15 protein-coding genes and 6 tRNA genes are annotated in these 22,539 nt (G+C 63.3%); 1 reads left to right on the top strand and 20 read right to left on the bottom strand.

Going from position 1 to position 22,539, the window contains the following annotated elements; genetic code table 11:
• Positions 1-179 precede the first annotated feature (179 nt).
• Entirely contained in the window at positions 180-1,706 is a 1,527-nt protein-coding gene (locus tag FIV42_RS13970; RefSeq protein WP_141198288.1) for a carboxypeptidase-like regulatory domain-containing protein, read from the top strand.
• A gap of 53 nt (positions 1,707-1,759) precedes the next feature.
• Here the strand turns inward: FIV42_RS13970 and FIV42_RS13965 are convergent, their stop codons facing one another.
• From FIV42_RS13965 to FIV42_RS31435, 20 genes are all read right to left on the bottom strand, one after another.
• Positions 1,760-3,109: a dihydroorotase gene (locus tag FIV42_RS13965; protein WP_168210635.1), complete on the bottom strand. Its 1,350-nt coding sequence runs from the start codon at positions 3,107-3,109 to the stop codon at positions 1,760-1,762.
• Positions 3,110-3,239: 130 nt separating this feature from the next.
• Positions 3,240-4,577 carry an EAL domain-containing protein gene (locus FIV42_RS13960; RefSeq protein WP_141198286.1) on the bottom strand — a complete coding sequence of 446 codons (1,338 nt, stop codon included), beginning with the start codon at positions 4,575-4,577 and terminating at the stop codon, positions 3,240-3,242.
• A 127-nt stretch (positions 4,578-4,704) separates the two neighbouring features.
• Positions 4,705-6,231 carry a hypothetical protein gene (locus FIV42_RS13955; protein WP_141198285.1) on the bottom strand — a complete coding sequence of 509 codons (1,527 nt, stop codon included), beginning with the start codon at positions 6,229-6,231 and terminating at the stop codon, positions 4,705-4,707.
• Between the two features lie 51 nt (positions 6,232-6,282).
• Positions 6,283-7,605 carry a hypothetical protein gene (locus FIV42_RS13950; protein WP_141198284.1) on the bottom strand — a complete coding sequence of 441 codons (1,323 nt, stop codon included), beginning with the start codon at positions 7,603-7,605 and terminating at the stop codon, positions 6,283-6,285.
• Positions 7,606-7,763: 158 nt separating this feature from the next.
• Positions 7,764-7,837 (bottom strand) — tRNA-Asp (locus FIV42_RS13945).
• A 44-nt stretch (positions 7,838-7,881) separates the two neighbouring features.
• Positions 7,882-7,955, bottom strand: a tRNA-Asp gene (locus FIV42_RS13940).
• A 37-nt stretch (positions 7,956-7,992) separates the two neighbouring features.
• A tRNA-Val gene (locus FIV42_RS13935) sits at positions 7,993-8,064 on the bottom strand.
• A gap of 110 nt (positions 8,065-8,174) precedes the next feature.
• Positions 8,175-10,679 (bottom strand): endopeptidase La, encoded by a 2,505-nt coding sequence (lon, locus tag FIV42_RS13930; RefSeq protein ID WP_141198283.1) that lies wholly within the window; start codon positions 10,677-10,679, stop codon positions 8,175-8,177.
• A 172-nt stretch (positions 10,680-10,851) separates the two neighbouring features.
• Positions 10,852-12,114: an ATP-dependent Clp protease ATP-binding subunit ClpX gene (clpX, locus tag FIV42_RS13925; RefSeq protein WP_141198282.1), complete on the bottom strand. Its 1,263-nt coding sequence runs from the start codon at positions 12,112-12,114 to the stop codon at positions 10,852-10,854.
• A 210-nt stretch (positions 12,115-12,324) separates the two neighbouring features.
• The gene (gene clpP / locus FIV42_RS13920) at positions 12,325-12,927 is read right to left on the bottom strand and encodes an ATP-dependent Clp endopeptidase proteolytic subunit ClpP (RefSeq protein WP_141198281.1); all 603 of its coding nucleotides are present in this window, start codon (positions 12,925-12,927) and stop codon (positions 12,325-12,327) included.
• 252 nt (positions 12,928-13,179) lie between these two features.
• Positions 13,180-14,514: a hypothetical protein gene (locus FIV42_RS13915; protein WP_141198280.1), complete on the bottom strand. Its 1,335-nt coding sequence runs from the start codon at positions 14,512-14,514 to the stop codon at positions 13,180-13,182.
• 12 nt (positions 14,515-14,526) lie between these two features.
• The gene (locus FIV42_RS13910; RefSeq protein ID WP_141198279.1) at positions 14,527-15,372 is read right to left on the bottom strand and encodes a TadE/TadG family type IV pilus assembly protein; all 846 of its coding nucleotides are present in this window, start codon (positions 15,370-15,372) and stop codon (positions 14,527-14,529) included.
• Positions 15,356-16,717 carry a TadE/TadG family type IV pilus assembly protein gene (locus tag FIV42_RS13905; RefSeq protein WP_168210634.1) on the bottom strand — a complete coding sequence of 454 codons (1,362 nt, stop codon included), beginning with the start codon at positions 16,715-16,717 and terminating at the stop codon, positions 15,356-15,358. The genes FIV42_RS13910 and FIV42_RS13905 overlap by 17 nt, the downstream gene beginning before the upstream one ends.
• Positions 16,718-16,763: 46 nt before the next feature.
• Entirely contained in the window at positions 16,764-17,726 is a 963-nt protein-coding gene (locus FIV42_RS13900; RefSeq protein WP_141198277.1) for a hypothetical protein, read from the bottom strand.
• Positions 17,727-17,888: 162 nt separating this feature from the next.
• The gene (locus FIV42_RS13895) at positions 17,889-19,424 is read right to left on the bottom strand and encodes a sulfite exporter TauE/SafE family protein (RefSeq protein ID WP_141198276.1); all 1,536 of its coding nucleotides are present in this window, start codon (positions 19,422-19,424) and stop codon (positions 17,889-17,891) included.
• A gap of 105 nt (positions 19,425-19,529) precedes the next feature.
• A complete protein-coding gene (tig, locus tag FIV42_RS13890) occupies positions 19,530-21,047 on the bottom strand; it encodes a trigger factor (protein ID WP_141198275.1) in 1,518 nt (505 codons plus the stop codon).
• A gap of 56 nt (positions 21,048-21,103) precedes the next feature.
• Positions 21,104-21,187: transfer RNA gene (locus FIV42_RS13885), tRNA-Leu, on the bottom strand.
• 124 nt (positions 21,188-21,311) lie between these two features.
• Positions 21,312-21,385 (bottom strand) — tRNA-Arg (locus tag FIV42_RS13880).
• Positions 21,386-21,450: 65 nt separating this feature from the next.
• Positions 21,451-21,524, bottom strand: a tRNA-His gene (locus tag FIV42_RS13875).
• A gap of 260 nt (positions 21,525-21,784) precedes the next feature.
• Positions 21,785-22,537 (bottom strand): thrombospondin type 3 repeat-containing protein, encoded by a 753-nt coding sequence (locus tag FIV42_RS31435; RefSeq protein ID WP_222615458.1) that lies wholly within the window; start codon positions 22,535-22,537, stop codon positions 21,785-21,787.
• Positions 22,538-22,539 lie beyond the last annotated feature (2 nt).

Below are 22,539 nucleotides of genomic sequence, written 5' to 3'. Positions count from 1 at the left end.
CGAATACACAAAAAACGACACAAAGCCCCCTGAGCCCCCGTAGACACAGGACCTCCCTCACTTGGCCCCCAATTGCAATCTGAATTTGTATACACCCACCATCGTCGCTACACTCGACGAAGCATCTTTGCCACACAACTCAGCTCTTAATTGTGAGGTCCTTTATGTGGCCCCAACGTATGCGACTGAATATTGTCCTGCTTCTTCTTCCGCTTCTGGCGCTCACCGCGTGCGGTGACGACGATCCGCCTCCGGCCGCGCTCGGCGAGGCGTGTGACGCCTCGCTCGACAAACCGTGCGAGAGCGGCTCGTGCGTCGACGACGGGGAAGGCACCGATCGCTGTCTGAGCTCGTCGGGCGGTACCTGCGACCCGGCGGCCGACACCTCCCACTGCCTCTCCGAGCTGACCTGCGCCGAGGTCGAGGACGGCTCGCACGCCTGCTACGCGCCGGTGTTTATCGAAGGCATCGTGCGCGATTCGACCGACGACGCGCCCATCGAAGGCGCGCATATCATCGGCCTCGACGAGCAGAAGTTCGCCGTGACCGATGTGGCCGTCAGCGACGCCGAGGGCAACTACTCGCTGGCCGTGCCGGTGGTTCGAAACTCCGAGGGCGCGCCGGTCGACACCTCGTTTACGCTTCGCGCCGACGCCCAAGACTACCAGACCTTCCCCAGCGGGCTTCGCACCGCGCTGCCCATCAACACCTCGACTGCCCAGCGTATGGAGGGGCGAGACGAGGACGGCTGGACCATCTCGGGCACGCCCACCGAGGTCGTGCTCATCCCGCTGCCCGCCAATGCCCAGGGCAACCCGAGCATCGCAGGCTCCGTGCTCGCCGAGGACAACAACGCCGGCGTGCTCGTGGTCGCCGCGGGCGCCGACCGAGCCTACAGCGCGGTGACCGACCGCGAGGGCAACTACAAGATCTTCAACGTGCCCGCCGGCGACTACGAGGTGCGCGGCTACGCCGCCGGCCTTCAGCTCGTGCCCGAGGGGGCGACGGTGGCGAGCGATCCGGTCGAGGACGTCGATCTGAGCGTATCCGATGAAGCGACGGCCACGCTGTCGGGCGACGTCAATATCGTCAACGCCCCGGGCGGCGCGCAGACCAGCGTGGTGCTGGTGGTCGCCGACACCTTCGACGACACGTTCGTGCGCGGCGAGGTGCCGCCCGGGCTGCGCGCGCCGCGCTCGGGTGCGCCCGACGTCGAAGGCGCCTGGACCATCGAAGGCGTCCCCGCCGGTGAGTACGTGGTGCTGGCCGCGTTCGAAAACGACGATCTGGTGCGCGACCCCGACCAGAATATCGCCGGCACCGACTTTGTGACGGTCACCATCGACCCGGCCGCCGGCGACACCGACGTCAGCCTGGCAGACTCGTTCAAGGTTACCGAGGCGCTCGCCGTCATCAGCCCCGGCCCCGAGCGCCCCGAGATGGTCAGCGCCGCGCCGACGCTCGAGTGGGCCGACGACAGCAGCGAGGACTTCTACACCGTCGAGGTCTACAACGCCTACGGCGATTTGGTGTGGGATAACGACGGCCAGCAAGTTGACCGCGTGACCGGCAATGACACGGTGAGCATCGACTACGGTGGGCCCACCGAGCCGGGGATGTACTACCAGTTCCGCGTGAAGTCGTGGAAAGGGGACTCGCCGATCTCGGCGACCGAGGATTTGCGCGGGGTGTTCTACTTCGAATAAAACCGGGGAATGAACCGCGAAGGGCGCTTGGCGCCCTTCGCGGTTCGTCTCTCTTACTCGAACTCCACTTCCACACCCATTCCCACCCGACCGACGACCTCACCCCGCCCGTCGTCGTCGCGCCGATACGCCACTTCGCCGTTGACCAGCGTGAGCACCGGCCAGCCGGTGAGCTCGCGGCCCGCCCATGGCGTCCACTGGCACTTGGTGAACTGGTCTTCGTCGCGCACCTCGCGCGTCATCTTCGGGTCGATGAGCACCAGGTCGGCGTGATTGCCCTGCTCGATTTTGCTGCGGCCGACGACGCCGTAGATCTCGGCGGGCGCGTGGCATACCCATTCGAGCACGTCCTCGTAGGAGCACTCGCCGCGGTGGGCGGCGTCGAGCATCAGCGGGAGCATCGTCTCGACGCCCGGCACCCCGCTGGGGGCTTCGCGGTAGGGGCGATCCTTCTCTTCGATGGTGTGGGGGGCGTGGTCGGTGGCGATCATCTGGATGGCGCCCTCGTCGAGCCCCTCCCACATCGCCTTGCGGTGCTCCTCGCTGCGAAGCGGCGGGTTCATGCGCACGCGGGTGCCCCATTCGTCGTAGGCGTCGGTGTTCATGAACAGGTGGTGCGGGCACACCTCGCAGGTGATGCGGGTGTTCAGGCCGTGCTCCTGGGCCTTCTCGCGCGCCGCGTCGAGCACCTCGAGCTCGTCGAGGGTCGACAGGTGCAGCACGTGTAGGTCTCGGCCGTGGTCGAGGGCGAGCTTCGTGGCCAACTCGACCGCCTCGGCGGCGGCGCGGGGGTCGCGGATCTCGGAGTGGACCTTGGGATCATCGCGGCCCTCGAACTTCTCGGCGCGCTCGCGCAACCGAAGCTCGCTCTCGGCGTGCACGCACACCTTGCCGAGCCAGGCGGCGAAGACCTCGTCGAGGTCCTCTTCACGGTAGACGAGCAGGTCACCGGTCGAGCAGCCCATAAAGATCTTGAGGCCGGGCACGCCCTGGGCTTTGCGAATCTCGTCGTGGTTGTTGGGACCGGCGCCGAAGAAGAGCCCGAAGTTGCACAGCGTCTTCTCCGAGGCGAGCGCGCGCTTCTCACGCAGCCGCTCGACGGTGGTAGTGGTGGGCTTGGTGTTGGGCATCTCGAAGACGGTGGTCACCCCGCCGGCCACCGCCGCCGACGAGCCGGTGTGCCAGTCTTCTTTGTAGGTCGGGCCCGGCTCGCGAAAATGCACGTGGCCGTCGATCGCCCCCGGCCACAACCAGCGGCCCTTGCCGTCGATCTCGGTGTCGGCGGTGCCGGTCACCTCGCCAATCTCGGCGATCCGGCCATTCTCGATGAGGCAGTCGCCCTCGACGCGCCCGTCGGGCGTAAAGATCGTGACATCACGTATGACTTTGCTGCGATCGGCCATCGTCATCCTCGAATTGTAAAGAGTTGGGTGCACGTACGTTGTGGAATTATACGAACGTGCGCAGATCTGCAAATGAAACCCCTGCCCGGGCGGGTAGGTGCCGAAGCCGCTGTGAGCAAGGCGGAGGGGACTACTCCGCCATCGCCTCGGCGTAGCTCTCGCGGGGCTGCGGGCGCCCAAGATAAAAGCCCTGGCCGAGCATAAAGCCCAGCGAGCGCAAGGTGTCGCAGTCGTCGGGCCCCTCGATGCCCTCGGCGATGAGTTCGGCGCCGCAGCGTTCGCCAAGTTCGAGCAGGTACCGAGCCAGCGCCTGCTTTTGGGCGCTGTGGGCGATGCCGCGCGTCAGCGTGATATCCATCTTGATGTAGTCCGGCTCCAGGTCGGTCAGAAGCCGAAGGTTGGTGGTGCCGGTGCCCATGTCGTCGAGCGCGAACTTGAAGCCGCGCGCGCGCAGCCGACGCACGCTCGGAAGGATACGCTGGGCCTGGTCGTGGGTGATATTCTCGGTGATCTCGAAGACGAGTTGCTCGGGGCTCAGGCCGTCGTCGAGCCACGCGTCGATGAGCAACTCGAGATCTTCCATCGGGTGGTAGAAGGTCGGCGGCAGGCAGTTGATGAACAGCTTGCGGGTGGTCTTCAGGCCCGGCCGACGCCGCACCGAAAGGGCGCGGCAGGTCTGGTCGAGCTCGCCTTCGAGGTCGGCGCGCGCCGCGGCCACGAACAGGTGCACGCCGAGCTGCTCGGAGTCCGCCTCGGCCGCGCGGCTGAGCGCCTCGAAGCCCATGATGTCGTTGGAATCGAGCCGCACGATCGGCTGGTAGAGCGTGTGGATCTTGCGGTGCGCGATCATCTGGCCGACCACGCGGTGACGGCGGCGCTGCATCTCCAGGTAGTTCGCCTGAGCGTCCGAGCGTGCCCGCCGAATCGACCGGTAGATCTCGCGGCGCGGGTCGACCGAGCTGTTGCGAATGATCAGCGCGCTGCCCGAGGCGATCTTTTCGAACGCCTGGTGGACGACCAGTTGCGCGTCGTGGCTCGGCTCGAAGACATCGCGGGTGATCTGGCCGACGATTTCCTCGAAGTCGACCGCGCCCGGGGTGTCCTCGTCGCGCGGGCGCGTCAAAAAGACGAGCACCGCCTCGCCGCCGACCGCGTCGAGGCAGACGACGTCTTCGGCGCGCACCGACTGGCCGCGCAGACGCTCGACGTTGTGGGCCAACCGCCCCAACACGGCGTCGTAGGCCGACGCTCCGTGCTGGCGCTCCCAGGCCCCCAAGTTGCTCGCGTCGAACATCACCAGGCCGACCAGCGCGCGCTCTTCGACCTTCTGGGCCAGCGCGTCAATAACAGAGCTCAACGTCGGGAGCATGGACGCCTGAAGGCCCTCAGCCTCCTCGTCGCGCACCGCCTCCGACAATTCCTCTAACTCTTGCTGATCCACTGACTCGAATGGGTCATCGTCGAACATCCCAGAACCCTTCCTAGCTCCCGCCAAGCTCGGACTTGCGGTGCACCGGATGTGTGTGAGTAAGTCGTTAGCAAAAGGTTACCCAAGCCCCCTCTCAAGTGTCAATTGTTCAATTTTTCACTTGTGGCTAGCGGGGCATGATGCGCGACTCGATGAGCTTTTCGACGACCGCGGGTTGGTCGCCGTCGGTGCTGGCGTGGATCACACGCTGGACGACGCCACGGCCGTGGGAGAAGTAGCGGGTCTGGCCGCGGCCGCGGTAGTAGCGGTCGATGGCCTCGAGCGGGCCAGTGCCCTCGATGGCGACCGTGTTGGCGTAGCTTCCTGCCGGCACCAGGATGTCGTGCCAGTCGCCGGCGACCTGGAACACCTCGTCGTCCTCGCCGCTTTGGCCGCCTTCGCCCCAGCCCTCGTCGAGGCGCATGGGGAAGCGAAAGAGCGGGGTTTGTCGGTCGAGGTAAGACAGCAGCCAGCCGAGATCATCGGCGTGCACCCGGCAGACCGACGAACACCGGTAGATGCGCCGCGGGAGCACCAGCCAGTGCTGGTCGATGGTGGTCAGCTTCTCGTCGTTGTACGAGCGACGAAGCGTGACCAACCGCCAGCTTCCGTAGCGGTCGACCGAGGTGACCTCGAGCAGCGTCTCGGTGGCGCGAAGCCCGCTCGCCGACAGCGCCGGGTTGGCGTCTTCGGGCGAAGCTTGTTCACTCGGAGCTTGTTCACTCGGAGCTTGTTCGCTCGGAGCTTGTTTGGTGGGATCTTGTTGGGTCGGAGCTTGTTTAATCGAATCGGGGCCCGCCTCGGCGGCCTTGGCCGCATCCTGCAGGCTTCGTCGGTAGCGCCAGAAGTTCCCCACCGCCAGCGGGTAGGGATATTCGCGCGTCTCGAGCAACTGCGGCTTCAAGTGCAGGCCGGCGCGCAAATAGACCTCGAGCTGCGAGCTCATCTGAACCGCCGAGGCGACGCCGAGTCCGGGCTGGTTGGGGTGGTGGCGAGGGTGAGCGATGCGCAAAATCTTGGGGACGCGCAGCTCGAAGATCACGTCGGAGCCCTTGAGGCGAAGACGCAGCACGTTGCCCCAATGCTGGGCGATCGGCTCGCCCTCCTCGGCGATGGGTCCGTCGAGGGTGCGCCCCTCGCCGAGTTCGAGACTATGGAACTCGAGCAGGCCGGCGAAGCCGCCTTCGGGGGCCTCGGATGCACGACCGACCTCGAAGCTTCGCCACACCTCCCCGCTCTTGCCCTGAATGTCGTCGACGAACTTGCGCGAGCGGTCGAGTTCGAGGTGGACCATGCCGGCGTAATCGGCAGGGGCGACAAAGACCGAGTCCCACAGGTCCTCGTCGCGTTCGACGAGCGCGGTGAACATCGCCTGACCTAGCGCCTCGGCGGTCGACATCGGCTGGCGGCGCGTCTGGCTTCGCTTCTCGAGGCTTCCCCAGTTGCCCGAAGCGTTCGAGCCATCGAGAAGATGACGCATCAGTCGGCGCTCGCGCACAGCGGCGGCCTCCGGCGACAGGTCCGGGCGCTCGGTGTAGATGAGGGGTTGGAGCGGAGAGGCGTTCGACGGCGACGGATCTTGAGCGTCGCTGCAGGCCGGAAGGGCCAACAAGAGAATCAGGAGGAGGGTGCTGCGACAGCGTTTGTGGGTCATGAAGCAGAAGCAAGCGCGCAGGCCGACGACGGCCTGCGCGCCGTCGGTTCTTTAGTTGGATGAGGCAGCGTAATCCGGCACGAGGTCGCCCGGATAGGGGTATTCGCCCAGGTCGACCGAGGTCTCCTCACCGTTCCACTGTTGGACGAAAGCGTTGACCGGTCGGCCGAACACCACGAAGAAGTGCTGCTCACTGGCCGGGTAAGTCGCGTCGATCTCGATGAAGCCACCCTCGCCTTCGATGTAGCCGGGGATGCTGTCGTCGACGTTCTGGAAGATCAGATCTTGGACCGGGGTGCGCACGCGCACCTTCGAGCCACAAGTCAGATCTTGGCCGTTTTGCACCGGGCTCATCGAGAAGGCCTGGAAGGTGTCCGGCTGGCCCGGCTCGACGGGGTAGCCCGAGTAGGTGAACGGCTCGAAGCAGGTCTGGAGGGTCTCGACGTTCCACACCACCTGGCTCTCGGCGTAGGTGGGGTTGCCGTCAGGACCGGCCGGGCCAGTCGGCGTGGGGCACTCTTGCTCGGCCGTTTGTCCACCGCCGCCGCCACCGCCACCGGTGTCTTCCTGCTCGATGGTCACCGCGCTCGACAGACACTCCATGAAATCTTCAGTGGTCGGCTCGGCGTAGATCTGGCCGCTGACGCTCAAGCCTTCGGAGCGCTGCTCGCCGGTGCGCGGGTCTGTTCTGCGCACGCCCCACACCAGCGTGTAGGTGTTGTTCTGGCCGGTCACCGGGAAGAACCACGGATCGTTGGCGATCTGCGTGTGCACCTGGGGACGCTTGTAGTTGTCGGGCACGGGCGTGAAGCCGCAGCGGGTGGTCGCGTACTGCTCGAGCGACTCGTCGTACATGGGCTGCGGGCTGACGTTCCACTCGGTCTGATACGAGTACGACAGCAACTGGTCGGGCATCAGCGAGTTATTCAACGACAGCGAGTTGCCGAAGATGGTCACGCAGTCGGGATCCGGGGTGCGGATGTGCCGGTACAGCGTGGCGTCGGCGGCCGCTTCGTTGGAGCGACGGCTCACGATCAGCGTGCCGGTCTCCTGGGGATACATCGAGAAGAGCGGCTTGCTCAGAAGCATCTCGGTGGGCGCGCCGTCGAGCACGAGCGTGAACGCCGTCGAGTTGACGTTGCGGTCCACCTCGATGGGCTCCTCGGTGCGCTTACCGAAGGGAAGGCCGGACACCAGCTTTCCGGTCGGCCCGTACAGAGTCAGGCTGCTCGCCCCGGGATAACCGTTAGTGACGTACAAAAATACCGTCTCGCCGCCATCTCCGTTGCCGTTGTCACCGCAACCTGCAGAGATCAGCCCCAGACAAACCAGGAAGAAAGCAAGGCAGACGCCGCTCCGTTTTACTCCGAGCATCCCAAACCCTTGGACACAACTTACGTTCGACAAGTCAAATCAACAGGCTCGAAGGTACTCGATACGCTAGTAAAGTGTCAAACTTGAGCGGGGGTTGCGCGCCGGTGGGACCAAGAAACGATTCGACCCGAAGTCGCGGGCGACTTCGGGTCGATGAGCGGGGTGGACGGGACTCGAACCCGCGACCTCTGGCGTGACAGGCCAGCATTCTAACCAGCTGAACTACCACCCCGGCTTTGCATACCCGTGAGGGTACGATTTGTGGAGGTGAAAAAGCGGGGTGGACGGGACTCGAACCCGCGACCTCTGGCGTGACAGGCCAGCATTCTAACCAGCTGAACTACCACCCCTTTTCAACCTCTTCGCCGCTCCTCGAGAGTTGCGGCATGGGCGCACCTGGGATTGAACCAGGGACCTACTGCTTGTAAGGCAGCCGCTCTCCCGCTGAGCTATGCGCCCGATGGGAATCGTGTGACTCCCGTTCAAAGCGGAAACGGAAAATAAGGGAGGCTCATTCCTTCGTCAAGCCTTTTTTTCACTTTTGCCCGCGACTTTTTTTCAACGCCCTTCTAGTGGATGGGCGGGTCGTCCATTTGGACCGCCGACGCAGCCGTAGCGGGCTCCATCTCCTCGTCCGATCGGCCCACTGACATGCGCCTGTCGCTGTCATCCAAAAGGATATTGGGCGGCAGGATCGGCTGTCGGAGCTGGCGCAAGAATGCCTCGGGCTGCTCCAGGCTCAGCGCGTAGCGCAACACCTCGTCAAAATGCTTGACCGGCACGATCTCGAGCGCGTCGCGCACGACTTCGGGCACCTCTTCGAGATCCTTGGTGTTCTGCTTCGGGATCAGCACGGTGCGAATACCGGTGCGATGCGCGGCCAAGAGCTTTTCTTTGAGGCCGCCGATGGGCAAGACTCGTCCACGCAGGGTGATCTCGCCGGTCATCGCCACGTCGTGGCGCACCGGGATCTGGGTGAGCGCGCTCACCAGGCTGGTGGCCATGGTGATCCCGGCCGACGGCCCGTCTTTGGGAAGCGCGCCTTCAGGGAAGTGCACGTGCAGGTCGACCTTCTTGTGGAAGTCGGGGCTCAGTCCCAAGTTCGCCGCCCGGGTACGCACGTAGCTGATCGCCGCCTTGGCCGACTCTTGCATCACGTCGCCCAGCTTACCGGTGATCTCGATCTTTCCGGTGCCGGCCATCATCGTGACCTCGGCGTGCAGCATCACTCCGCCAAATTGCGTCCACGCCATGCCGTTGGTCAGCCCGACGTGATCTTCGCGCTCCAAGCGCTGGTTCTGGTGGCGCCTCGGCCCCAGAAATTCGCTGACGTCGTCGGCCTCGACCACAAAGCTCGTGTCGGCTTCACCGTCGACCACCCGCCGAGCGATCTTTCGACACACCGAGCCGAGCTCGCGCTCGAGGTTTCGCACGCCGGCCTCACGCGTGTAGTGGTGGATGACGCGATCGATCGCATCATCGGTGATCGTCACGTCGATGTCGGCGATGCCGTTGTTCTCGAGTTGCTTCGGGATCAGGTAGCGCCGCGCGATCTTGAGCTTCTCGCGATCGGTGTAGCCCGGAATCTGGATGATCTCCATGCGATCGCGCAGCGGCGCCGGGATCTTGTGCAGATCGTTGGCCGTGCAGATGAACATCACCTTCGACAGGTCGTAATCGAGGTCGAGGTAGTGGTCGTTGAACGTGCCGTTTTGCTCGGGGTCGAGCACCTCGAGCATGGCCGCGCTGGGGTCGCCACGGAAATCGGTCGACATCTTGTCGATCTCGTCGAGCAGGAAGACCGGATTGGAGCTCTCGGCCTTCTTGAGCGACTGGATGAGCTTGCCCGGCATCGAGCCGATGTAGGTGCGTCGGTGGCCGCGAATCTCGGCCTCGTCGCGCACGCCGCCCAGGCTCAAGCGCACGAAATTGCGGTTGGTCGCCCGCGCAATCGAGCGGCCCAACGACGTCTTACCGACGCCGGGAGGGCCCACGAAGCACAAGATCGGGCCGCGGGGCTCTTCGACGAGCGACTGCACCGCCAAGTGCTCGAGAATCCGCTCTTTGGGCTTCTCCAGACCGAAGTGGTCGGCGTCGAGGGTCTTTTCGGCCTCGGCCACGTCGAGACGATCCTCGGTCATCTCGAACCAGGGCAGCGACAACACCCAGTCGATATAGTTGCGGGCGACGGTCGCCTCGGCGCTCATCGGGCTCATCATCTTGAGCTTGCGAAGCTCCTGCTCGAGACGCTCGCGCGCGTCTTCGGGAAGCTTCTTTTCGGCGATGCGCGCCTCGAGCTCGTCGATGTCGTTCTTGAACTGGTTTTTCTTGTTGCCCGACTTCTTCGAGTCGTTGTCCTTCTTGCCGTAGAACTCGCGCTGGGTGCGCTCCATCTGCTTTTTGACGCGCGAGCGAATGTCGCGCTCGACCTGCTGGATCTCGATCTCGGACTGCATCAGCTCGTAGAGCTTCTCGAGACGATCACCCGGGTCGAAAGCCTCCAAAATCTGCTGCTTGTCGGCGAGCTTGAGCGACAACTGCGCCACGATCGTGTCGGCGAGTTTGGCCGGATCGGTGATCTTGGCCACCTGGCTGAGCATCTCCGGGGGCACGCGCTTGTTCAGCTTGACGTACTTCTCGAAGGTCGAGCGCACCATCTCGACGAGCGCGTCGATATCCTTGTCGCTCTCGGCGCCCGGCTCGACAAGCTCGACTTCGACCTCGAAGTACTTGTCGTTTTTGGCGTATTGGTCGATACGCAGGCGCTGCTTGCCCTCCACGAGCACCTTCACGGTACCGTCGGGCAGCCGCAACAGCTGCACAATCCGACCCAAGGTGCCGACCTGATAGATGTCGTCCTGGGTGGGATTGTTGGTCTTCGACTTGATCTGGGCGGCGAGCGCGATCTCTTTGTTGGCGTTCATCGCCTCTTCGAGCGCATTGATGCTCTTCTCGCGCCCCACAAACAGGGGAACGACCATGCTCGGAAAGACGATGATGTCGCGAAGGGGAAGAAGAGGCAGGCGCCGGGTGGGGCGGTCGCCCGCACCCTCCGAATCATGGGAAAACGGCATTCTTTCCTCGATCCGTCGACACGAGTAGCTCGGTGGGCACACCCGTGCGTAAGTGATTGATGACTACGTAGATTGGGAGACGTCCCAATGAGGACACTGTTTTAGCCTGCGCGCAGCAAACTCGCAAAAATTTTCGCTATTTAGCTGTTTTTGCTCGTTTGCTTCTCGCTATTCACGCGCTCTCGGCCTTCGTCTCCTCGAACTGGATGGCCGCGTCGTCGGCCTCTTCGACCATCTCTTCGGTGATGGTCACATTCTTGAGGTCATTGCGGCCGGGCACCTCGTACATCAACTCGAGCATGACGCGCTCGAGGATGGTGCGCAGTCCACGGGCACCGGTCTTGTGACCCAGCGCCTTGCGCGACACCGCGCGGAGGGCGGCCTCGTCGAAGTCGAGCTCGACCCCGTCGATGCGAAACAGCTTGCGGTATTGTTTGACCAGCGCGTTTTTCGGCTCGGTCAGAATCTGGACGAGCGCGTCTTCATCGAGCTCGTCGAGGGTGGCGATCACCGGCAGGCGGCCGACGAATTCGGGGATCAGCCCGAACTTCATCAGATCTTCAGGCTGCAACTGAGCGAGCAACTCGGTGGCGCTCATCTCTTTGTTGTTGTCGCGCACGTCCGAGCCAAAGCCCATCTTGCGCTGGCCGACGCGCTGGGTGATCACCTCTTCGAGGCCGCTGAACGCGCCGCCGCAGATGAACAGGATATTGGTGGTGTCGATCTGCAGGAAATCCTGCTGCGGGTGCTTTCGCCCCCCTTTGGGAGGAATGGAGGCGACGGTGCCCTCGATGATCTTGAGCAACGCCTGTTGGACGCCCTCACCGGAGACATCCTTGGTGATCGAGGGGTTCTCGCCTTTGCGCGCGATCTTATCGATCTCGTCGATGTAGATGATGCCGCGGCTGGCCCGCTCGACGTCGTTGTCAGCTGCTTGGAGCAGGTTGACGATGATATTCTCGACGTCCTCGCCCACATAACCCGCCTCGGTCAGGCTGGTCGCATCGGCGATCGTGAACGGCACATCGAGGATGCGCGCCAGAGTCTGCGCCAAAAGCGTCTTGCCGCAGCCGGTCGGGCCGATCAGCAGGATATTGGACTTCTGCAGCTCGACCTCGTCGGCGTCGACGTGGCTCTCGATGCGCTTGTAGTGGTTGTGCACGGCCACCGACAAGATCTTTTTGGCGCGCTCCTGGCCGATCACGTAATCGTCGAGCGTGGCCTTGATCTCCATGGGCTTGGGCACGTTGGCCAGGCCCGTGGCGCGATCTTCGCGGTCCATCTCTTCGTCGATGATGTGACCGCAAAGGCCGATGCACTCATCGCAGATGTAGACAGTCGGCCCCGCGATAAGCTTTTGGACCTCGCGCTGGCTCTTGCCACAGAACGAGCAGCACAGGTTGGAGTGGCCGCCGTCGTTTCCCTTCTTCGTCATCTCGTGTGTCCTTCGCGACGTATCTCAATGCCCGGAGCCGCGCGAGTGGTCCTCGCGCGGCTGTATCCTGGGCTTGCGAGCGTATATTCGATGCCCGAATCACGATCATCGGTGCGCGCCTCGTCGGGCGGCCCACCTGATCTCAAAAATAGCATATCTGGAGATTCGGCAAAAATCTCCCCGGGCGCTCGCCAGTTTACCGATCTTCGATCACTGCTGGAGCGCGGCCGGGCGGCCTTCGATGACCTGGTCGACCAGGCCATATTCTTTCGCCTCGATTGCACTCATGTAGTAGTCACGCTCAGTGTCTTCTTCGATGCGTTCTTTGGTTTGACCAGTGTGGCGCACTAGCACATCGGACAACGTCTCGCGCAGCTTCATAATTTCTTGCGCCTGAATGTCGATGTCGGTGGCCTGCCCGCTCAACCCGCCCATCAAAGGCTGGTGGATGAGCACCCGCGCGTTGGGAAGCGCCATGCGCTTGCCCTCGGCGCCGGCGGCCAGAAGCACCGCGCCCATCGAGGCGGCTTGACCCAAGCAGATCGTGGCCACCTCGGGCTGGACGTACTGGATGGTGTCATAGATCGCCAGCCCGGCGGTCACGCTTCCGCCCGGCGAGTTGATATACAGCGAGATCTCTTTGTCGGGGTCCTCGCTCTCCAGATACAGCAACTGCGCGATGATCGTGTTGGCCACGTGATCGTTGACCGGCGTCCCCAAAAAGATGATTCGGTCTTTGAGCAATCGGCTAAAGATGTCCCAGCCGCGCTCGCCACGATGAGTCTGTTCAATAACGCGTGGAATGAATGCCATACCTAATTCGTCGCCGTGTATAAGATAAATGATTAATGTGCCCCGGAAATTAATCGCGACTTTCACGGGAACAACAACCGGGCGGGTCGCGCTCTTCCATCGGAGGCCGGCCTTCCAGGTCCAAAAGGGCGCTGGAAGCGCTGCCTCCACGGTGGCGTCTGTTGCAGCGCTACCAGTGCAGTGCTAGCCAACGCGATCGGTTTTGACAAGGGGAGGGAACGCGCGAGTGGTCGAAAGCCACCCGCGTGGGGGTCAGTTCGAGGTAAAGGCGGTCACCGCGGTGCGGCCGTGCTCACGATCGGGGCGAACGTGCAGCGTGATGTGCTTGTTGCCGCGTGCAAAGCGCAGGTACTTGCCCACGCCGGCCGGCGCGTCCATGCGGCCATAGAGTTGCTGCATGATCGGCTCGCCGTCGCGAAGCTCCCAGCCCTCGGCGGCCAAGGTCTGGATATAGTCGACCGCGACGCGATCGACCGACTCTTGCGACCAGAACTCGTTGCTCGAGTAGGGCGACTCGCCGCCGCTGCCGGCGAAGTTGAACGCCTGGCGGCAACTCTCGCACGCGGGCACCGGACCGTCGGTCTGACCTTCGTGCTCGTAACGATCGGGCAGCACCGCCTTCATGTCGAACTCCTCGTCGCTCCAGCTGGCGGTGACCACGGTCTGGCCGCTTTGGCGGTCGCGGAAGGCCTCGATGGAGCGATAACCCTCGACCCGCTCGATGAAATCGGTGGCGATCTTCTCGGCGGTGTCCTTGTCCATGCTGCGCAGCGCGGCGCAGGTGCGCAGCTCGGGCTGCTCGCTGATGGCGACGGTGTAGGCCTTGAGCTCGGTCTGCGCAGCCTTGAGCCGGACGCGCCACTCGGAGCAGACCTTCGGGCCGCCGCCGTCGCACGAGGAGCGCTTGCTCATCGCCTTGCCCAGCTTCTTGCCGGTGGGCGGCTGCTGGAGCGAGGCGGCCGCCTTGTCGACCAACTCGGGGTCGCCGCCGCACTGAGCGTACAGCTTCGACAGCTTCTCGGTGGTCTGCTCGATCTGATCGATCATCTCGATGGCGCGCTCGGAGGTCTCGCCCTCGGCGTCGCCTTTGTCGAAGACCATGCCCGTCATCGACATGTAGTCGTTGTTGACCACCGCGGGCAGAATTTCGCCGTTGATCGCCGCCTCAGAGCGCTCGGCGTAGCGCTTTTTGTGCGCCTCGGAGCCTCGCAGCCGGCTGAACTGGTCGGTGCTCTGCATCCACATGCGGCTGTTGAGCCCGTGCTCGACAAAGGCGCGCTGGTACTCTTCGAGCAAAAGCTCGGGGCTTTTGTGCGAGGTGCGCGTCGAGAAGTAGACGTCGTTGCCGTTCAGGTTATACGCCCGGGGCGGCTCGTGGCCCAGATCTTGGAGCGCGCCGGCGAATTTCTGAGTGTTGGTGCGCTCGAAGGGGGTCATCCACAGCACGTCGGCCTGCGAGGACTCGACCCCGACCCCGCCGTCTTGCGACGAGGGGTTGAGCACCAGAAACGCCGCGGCGATTCCGCAGACCAGCCCCACGGTGAGCAGGATTCGCAGCAAGTTTTTGCCAAGCGTCGGCCAGTGCATGCTCTTCTCCAATCAGCGGCAGTTGCTCATGTAGCCCATGTCGGTGTTGAGCGACAACACGTTGCTCAAGCACGGATCGTCTTCGGCCATCAGGCGCGAGAAGCCCGGCACGACGATCAAGTCTTCGATGAAGCCGGGCTTGTCGACCGGGGTGTTGAGCACGTCGTAGGCTGCCTTGTAGGTGCGGCTTCGACCGGCGACCTCGAAGGTGTTCTCTTGGTAGCCCACCGACATGCCGTAGCGCATGCCGGCGGCGGGCGTCTGGTTCGGCCCGATGAACGACAGCGGGATGTCGAGCGCGTACACCGACAGCGCCCCGGAGGCCGAGGTCAGCATATTCCAGCGCGAATCGTCGAGCATGTCCTGCGGGTAGGCGCTCAGGTTCTCGCCGGGCACGTTGCCCGAGGGGTCCTCGCCGGTCAGGTCGAGCGGCAGCATTGCGCCTTTGCTCTCGCCGACGCTGCCGTCGCCCATCATGCGCAGGTTTTTGATCTGGGCCATCCAGTCGCCGTTTTCACTGGGATACGAGTTGATGTCGCCCATGGCATTGGCGGCGGCCATCAGGGGCACGCCCGAGTCGAACGGAGCCATCAGACCGCCGTCGGCGACATCCATGGCGTTCACCCACATCTGCTTGCCCGCCTCGATTTTGACGCGCACGCTCTGGCGCTCGACCTGATACAGGTTGAGCATGCCCACCCAGATGATGATGAATACCGGCAAGGTGATGATGAACTCGGTCATGGCCGTGCCGCGCTCGTCGCGGTCGAACGCCGACAGCGCCCGCAGGCCAAACCAGCTCCATCGCTCGCGCTCAAGCTCCGCCTGGTTGTGCTCGTGCTCATTTGGCGATGCCATCGAGCACCTCCTTGCCGTCAATTTTGCCGTCCATGCCCCGGCTGACCTTCTCCATGTAGAGCAGGTCGTTGAACATGGTGCCCATGTCCACGCCGAATAGCGGCGCCTGCTTCATCGCCAGCCCACGCGCCTCCGACCACATGTCGCTCGGGTCGACGGGCATGTCCTCATTTTTGAGCGTTACCGGGCGCAGCTTGCCGATCCAACTCGGGTGGAACATCCACATGGCGTGGGGGCCCTCGAACAGGTTCGGGTCGTTGTCCGGCTTGTAGTAGATCTCGCTGCGCGCCATGCTCCACACGCCGCCTTCGGGCAGGCCGATAATGTTGGTCGAGTAGTCCTTGTCGATCACGGCGTCGTAGTTGTCGCGAAGCTGGCCGGCATAGTCCTCGTTGAAGCGATAGCTCCAGATGATGTTGGACTTCTTCATGTACGCCTCACCCGAGTCGCCCGTCGCCGTCAGGTAGTACGGCGGTGACAGTTCGGCCTCTTTGGGCAGGAGCGCTCCCAAAAAGCAGCCCGTCCACGAGTTGGCAATACTGACCACTTCTCGCGGCCCCTTCGAGGCGATATTCGGCGAGCTGACGCTATTGTTCTTGAGTTCCTGGAAGTTGCGCTGCCACTCCAAAAGGCTGCCCGGGCTCGACGGGTTCCACACGTAGGTCGGCGCCAGGCACGTCTCGACGGCCGCCGGGAAACCGGTGTCCTTTTTGAGCGGTAATTTGCCGTAGGTGGTGTTATCCGGCATCGGGAAGGTGGTGACCACGTTGGCGCCGTTTCGCACCCCGCGGATGACCGCCTCGCCCAACGCCCAGTACGGCGCATACTCGACCATCTCTTTTTGGTAGGTGTCGAGCGCCTCCAGATGATCGGTCAACGTATCCCCGGCGATACGCCCGATGATAAAGAAGATGTAGTCGATACCCTCGAAGATGGGCACCAGTGAGATCCAGTTGCCGATACAGTTGAAGCACGCATTCCAACAGCCACAGAACCACCCACAGCAGCACCGACTGCACTGGCCGTCGAGCCAGCTCATGTAGCTCGGGTACTGGGTGTAGTACATGTTGCGGATGCCGCTGATGGTGCGCTTGCCCACGTTGGCAAACGCGACCATGTTCATGGCCCGCGCTTTGACGGCCGCCTGGCTGTAGCCGGCGGTGTCGGCGGCCATCTGCACGTCGACCTTGTCGCGCGACAGCGCGCCGGCGTCGAAGATGATCAAGCTAACCATGAACAAGAACAGACACGCCGCAAAGCACAACATGAGGATCGCACCGCTCTCGTCGCGGTGCGTACGCATCATCAAGTCGCGCATTTTTTGCAGGAGTGTCTCTCGTCTCATGGCTCTCTCTCGTTGACCGGGCTCGCCGTACGAGTCGGTCGTCATCTTACATATCCGGCTGCTCGGGGAACGTCATCTCACGCCGAATGGGCATGTGGTGCGCAAAACGGGTCGCGATGGTCGCCGTGTCGCCAAAGATGTAGGCGAACCACGGGAACAGCAGCGCGTACTGGTAGGTGAAGCGCGCGCCCACCTCGTCGTTCTCGTCGATAATTTCGAAGTCTTCGAGGCACATCCACGCCGAGGTCACCTTGCGACCGGCGCGCAGGTAAAATGAATCCGAGTCCAGGGCCCGCGTAAACGTCAGGTTTTCGGCGCTGGCGTTCATGTTCTGGTTGCCGAAGAACGCCCAGTTGTAGTTGGTCTGGATCCAGAAGTTTTCGCCGGAGACCGGAAACTGGTTGAAGCTGGCGGCCACCGCCGTGCGGATGCGCCGAAAGGGAGGCCCACTGCCGCCCGGGTTGTTGCGACCGACCGTGAAGTTCGACGCCGCCGTCGGCGCCAAGGTCAGCGCCGCGGCTGTGCGCGCTCGGAACTCCACATCGTCCATGTTGACGCCGTTGCGGCCGATCTCGGCCTCCGGCTGCCACAGCCACGCCGTGCGCGCGGCCTGATAGACCGCCAGATCGCTGATAATGCCGGCCACGTTGATCATGGCGTACTGAGCGATGCCGCTGGTGAGCAGCAAAAAGGGAACCAGCGCCACGAGCGTCTCGAGCATCACCGCTCCGCGCGCCTTGTAGACCTTGACCGCCTTTTTGCCGCGCTTTTGCAACACGCGCCACAGGACGACGCCCGAGCCCCACACCGCGGCCGACAGGCCCAGGTGCAGCGCCAGCGCGCCCCAATTCGGATCGTAGCCGCCGGCCCAGGTAGCCTGGAACAGAAGCTCGAGCGCGCTCAGATCGGCAGCCACAACGCCCAGCAGCGCTGCAATCACCAGCGTCGCGGTCACGTGCCCCCCTGCCTTGGCGGCGAGGACCACTAGATTGTTGTGCGCCTCTTTCATCGGGCCACTTTCCTCGGTTTCATTCTAGAGAAGTCAACTGTCCATCGTTTACTTAAAGCATAAGCCGCGCCAAGCGGTCTTGCGTGCCACTGAAGGCCTTCTGAGGCGATCGGGGTGCGACAAGTTGTCACATCGGTGGGGGCAACTGTCCTCATCACCGGCCTATTTATCGCGCTTGTGCTCGTGCTTGGCCTTCGCCTGCTCGCCTTTTAGAAGCTTTTGTGCGCCTTGAATCTGCTCCATGCCCTTCTTGGTCTTCTCGCCGAGTACCTCGGTGTTGGGCGTGATTCGGCTCTCTATGAACTGCGCCTGCGCCTTGTCCTCACCCATCATCTTGTTGGCGGTGTCTTGAATGGCTTGCAGGTTCTGGAACGGCTTGGTGCCGAGCTCTTCGGGCGACGGTGCCTGCTGGCGAGCACGCTCCATCATCTGGCGCACCTGCTCCTTGTTGTACGATTTGAGCGCCTCGCCGCGGTTGCTCTGGGCGGCGGCGGCGAACTGATCGAGGGAGAGCATCTGGTCGGAGGCCTGAGAGTTGCCCGCCGAGATCTGTCCGGCGAGCGCGGCGCTCTCCTCGGCGCTCAGCCCTTTGATCTCCTCCATGAGCGCGGCCTGCTCTTGGAGCACCTTTTGGTGGCTCTTGCAGACCATGTCGCCGTCGACCTTTCCCTGGCGTTGGATACGCTCGATGAGCGCGTCGCACACTTGGCTGGGGGTGACCGACGACTCTCCGCGCTGCCCGTCGAGGCAGCGGTCGTTCTCGTCGACCAACCAGTCGAGCACCTCGCGGGCGCGAGTGCGGTTCGATTCGCCGCCCAGCGCCACGCAGGCGAGTTGCACGCCGACCATCTGCATCTTCTCGCACGTCAGGTCGACCTTGCTCGCGATCTCGGAGAACTCGCGTTTGGCGGTCGCTTCACCGAAGCTCAGCGCCATCAAGTCGGCAGCCGCGCCCGAGCGCACCAGCTTGCCGGCGTCGATCGACCCGGCCAGCGATTCACACGAGGCGTTCATCTGGGTGAGGCTGTCGGCACAGCAAGTCCGCTTGGCTTTGGAAGGGGAGCGAAACGCGCAGTTGAGCAGGTCGGTTTGCTTGGCCCCGGCGTCGACCGGAAGCGAAACCAGCGCCTGGGCATGCAGGCACTGGTTTTCGTCATCGACCGGCGCCTGGGTCATCAGGCGCTTGTACCAGTCGCTTTCGAGGTTGGCGGCGACGATAGCAGCGCGGTTGGCCTCGCCGACGTCGGTCAGGCAGCGCGTCGCCAGGCGCGGCCGCCCGGTCAGGGCGTCCGAGATACCGTCGAGCTCGCCGTGGCCGGCGAAGAGTTGGCGGCACGCTTCGAGCTGCACATTTTGGTCGGGATCTTCGAGCGCGCCGTACAGATCGACGGCCGACGGCGCGGCTTTGGCGACGCCCGCGCGCACCTGGGGGGCGAGCCACAGCGCAGGCACGCCGACGCCCACGAGGGCGCCGACCAGCGCGGTCAGCCCGATCACCAAGAAACGCGAAGGCGCGTTGCGAGCCTCCGGATGGAGGAGCAACGCGCCCACGATACTGATCGGCAGAGCGGCGGCGGCCCCCAACATGAGGGGCATCATCGGCTCGAGCCATTGATCACTGCCATACAGCGCAAGTACGCCGACCGCGCCGGCAGCAATCGTTCCTGAAGATAGATATGGCTTGAAGTTGGCAGCCATCGCGTCCGCTAGAAAAGTGTCTACTGCGGGAACTCTGTTCCCTATCGCATACACTCCCAGCCTAACGGAGGACTGCCTTCAAAGCAATCCGAACAGGAGCGAAACTTACTCTTCTTCGTCCTCGTCGGCCTCTTCTTCAGCGGCCTCTTCGGCTTCTTCTTCGTCCTCGTCGGCCTCTTCTTCGTCGGCCTCTTCGGCTTCTTCCTCGGCAGCCTCTTCGGTCTCTTCAGCTTCAGCAGCCTCGACAGCCTCCTCGGCTTCTTCGGCTTCTTCGGCTTCTTCGGCTTCCTCGACCTCTTCTTCCTCGGACGGCTCGACTTCTTCGAAATCGGCCTTTTCGAGCAAGAAGTGCTTGGTCTTTTCGAGCAGCGCCATCATGTTGGCCTGGCGAAGCTGCTCTTGGCTCTGCATGAGTTGCTGCATGAACTGCTGCGGCGACATGCGGCTGTGGCGAGCCTGGTGCTGGATGTAGTTCATCAGGTCTTCCTGCTCGAGCTCGAGATCTTCTTTCTCGGCGATCGCAAGCAGCAAGAAGTCGGTGCGGATGCGGTCTTTGACGTCGCTTTCGAGCTCTTCACCGCCGGTGAACTCCTCGATGTCGATGCCAAGCTCGGCCGGATCCATGCCCTGCTGCATGAACTGCTGGAGCATCTGCATGCGCTGGCGACGCTCGCGGTCGACCTGAGCCTCGACGAATTGCGGCGGCAGATCGAACTCGTTTTGCTCGAGAAGCTTGTCGACGAGCTGATCTTCGGCGGCGTGCATCGCCTGGTGCTCGAGTTCCTCTTCGAGCTCTTCGCGAATCTGGCCGCGAAGCTCGAGCAGGGTCTCGGCCTGGCCGGTATCCTTGGCGAAGTCGTCGTCGAGCTCGGGGAGGACCTCCTTTTTGACCGACTTGATGTCGATCTGCAGTTGGATGGTCTCGTTCTGCAGCTCTTCGACCGGGAAGCCTTCGTCCGGGGTGACGTCGACGACGACGGTCTCGTCGAAGCCGGCGCCGATCAGACCCTCTTCGAGGCCCGGGATCGACTGGCCCTGGCCGATTTCGAGCTGAGCGCCTTCGCCTTTGATCTCGGCGAGCGCCTCGTTCTCGTCGGCGCCGAGCGCGTGGTAATCGAAGGTGACCACGTCGCCTTCTTCGATCTTGTCGCGGAACTCGATGGGCTCGAGGGTGGCGTACTGGTGACGCATCGCCTCGAGGCGCTGGTCGATATCCTCGGAGGACACCTCGGCCTTCTCACGGGTGAGCTGCAGGCCCAGGTAGCCGATGGGATCGATCTCGGGGCGAAGCTCGAGGTCGACCTTGAACTGCAGTCCGCCTTCCTCTTCGGGGCCCGACTCCACGCTGGGCTGGCCGACGTGGATGACCGGTTGCTCGCTCTCGGAGATGATCAGGTTGAGCTTGTCGTTGACCAGGTTCTCGATGACGTCCTGCTGGACGCTGGCGCCGTAGCGCTTCTTCATGACCGACAGGGGCACCTTGCCCTTGCGGAAGCCACGGATCTTGACGTCTTTGGACAACTCTTTGAGGGCTTTGTTGACCCGATTATTATACTCTTCGACCGGCACGGTGACCTGAGCGGTGCGCGTCAGATCTCCGGTTTCTTCCACCTCGTAAGGCATGGAATCTCCTCTTTTGTTCTTGCTTGACGTGTGACTTGTCGGATTCGATGTGGGGATGCGAGAGGGGGGACTCGAACCCCCACGGAAATTACTCCACTGGAACCTAAATCCAGCGCGTCTACCAATTCCGCCACCCTCGCAGACGCGACTCTAAAGAAAAAAGTCGAGTCGATAGCTAAAAGAAAGCCGAGTCGATAGCTATCAACTCGGCACATACATCTTGCAGTTGTGGGCGATCGCCTCAGGCGTCGCGTTGCAAAACAGCACGCCCGGTAGGAGTCGAACCTACGACCTACGGATTCGAAGTCCGGCGCTCTATCCAGCTGAGCTACGGGCGCAAATGGCGTTGTTGACCGCCAATCCTCACGGGTGCGCTTCGAAACTCACACTCGTGGTCAAACAGGGTGGATGACGGGAATTGAACCCGCGACCTCAGGTACCACAAACCTGCGCTCTAACCAACTGAGCTACATCCACCATAAACCCATGCCGTGTGTCCCAGCGCTTCCGAAGAAACGCCCACCGGACGATCGCGGCAGGGCGGGGAACATACTCGGGGTCCCCGGCAGTGTCAAGGCTTTTAAAACGACAAAATTGATGTGCTCGAAACCAACTCTCGAACGAATCATCGCCCGGGAGTTCCCTCCTCGCCATGTCCAGTCAACGAACCGGGCGCCAGGCGCATTCCCGACACTCTGCGCCCGCTTTTTCGGCGCCCGCTTGGTTTGTCACCCGCCTTACTCGCAGACGTCGCCCACCCCGTCGCCATCGGCGTCGGCCTGATCGGCGTTGGCCGTGGCGGGGCAGTTGTCGCACACATCGCCCACCCCGTCGCCGTCGAAGTCCTTCTGGGGCTGGTTGAAGTCGTAGGGGCAGTTGTCGGTCGCGTCGGGATGGTTGTCGCCGTCGCTGTTGTCATCGCAGGCATCACCGATGCCGTCGCGATCGACGTCGCGCTGGTCGATATTCTCGACCGTCTCGCAGTTGTCGCTGCCGTTGGCCACCCCATCGCCGTCGATGTCGGGATCGCAGGCGTCGCCGATGCCGTCGCCATTGGTGTCGGCCTGATCGGCGTTGGCAGCCTCCGCGCAGTTGTCCGAGCTGTCGGGGATGGTGTCCCCGTCGCGGTCGTCGTCACACGCGTCGCCCACACCGTCGCTGTCGAGATCGGCCTGATCGGTATTGGCCACTTGGGGGCAATTGTCCTGCGCGTCACCCACGCCATCGTCGTCCGAGTCGACCGCAGCGGTGTCGCCGCCGACGTCCGCGCTCGAGGTATCGCCGCCACTGCCGGCGTCTGTGAGCGCCGCCTCGTCGGTGACGACACACACGCTGTCTCCGAAGAAGACGCCGCCGCTCGACACACAACTGTAGCCCTGGGCGCAGTCGGCGTCCGACGAGCACGTCTGCCCCTCTCCGCCGCAGCCCGTCGAGCCGAGCAGGCCCACCGCCAGCACCACCAGCACACACGCACGTCGCATTCGTTTCATGG

The sequence above is a fragment of the Persicimonas caeni genome, from assembly GCF_006517175.1.
GTDB classification, from domain to species: Bacteria; Myxococcota_A; Bradymonadia; order Bradymonadales; family Bradymonadaceae; genus Persicimonas; species Persicimonas caeni.
This window is presented reverse-complemented; position numbering and strand designations above follow the sequence as displayed.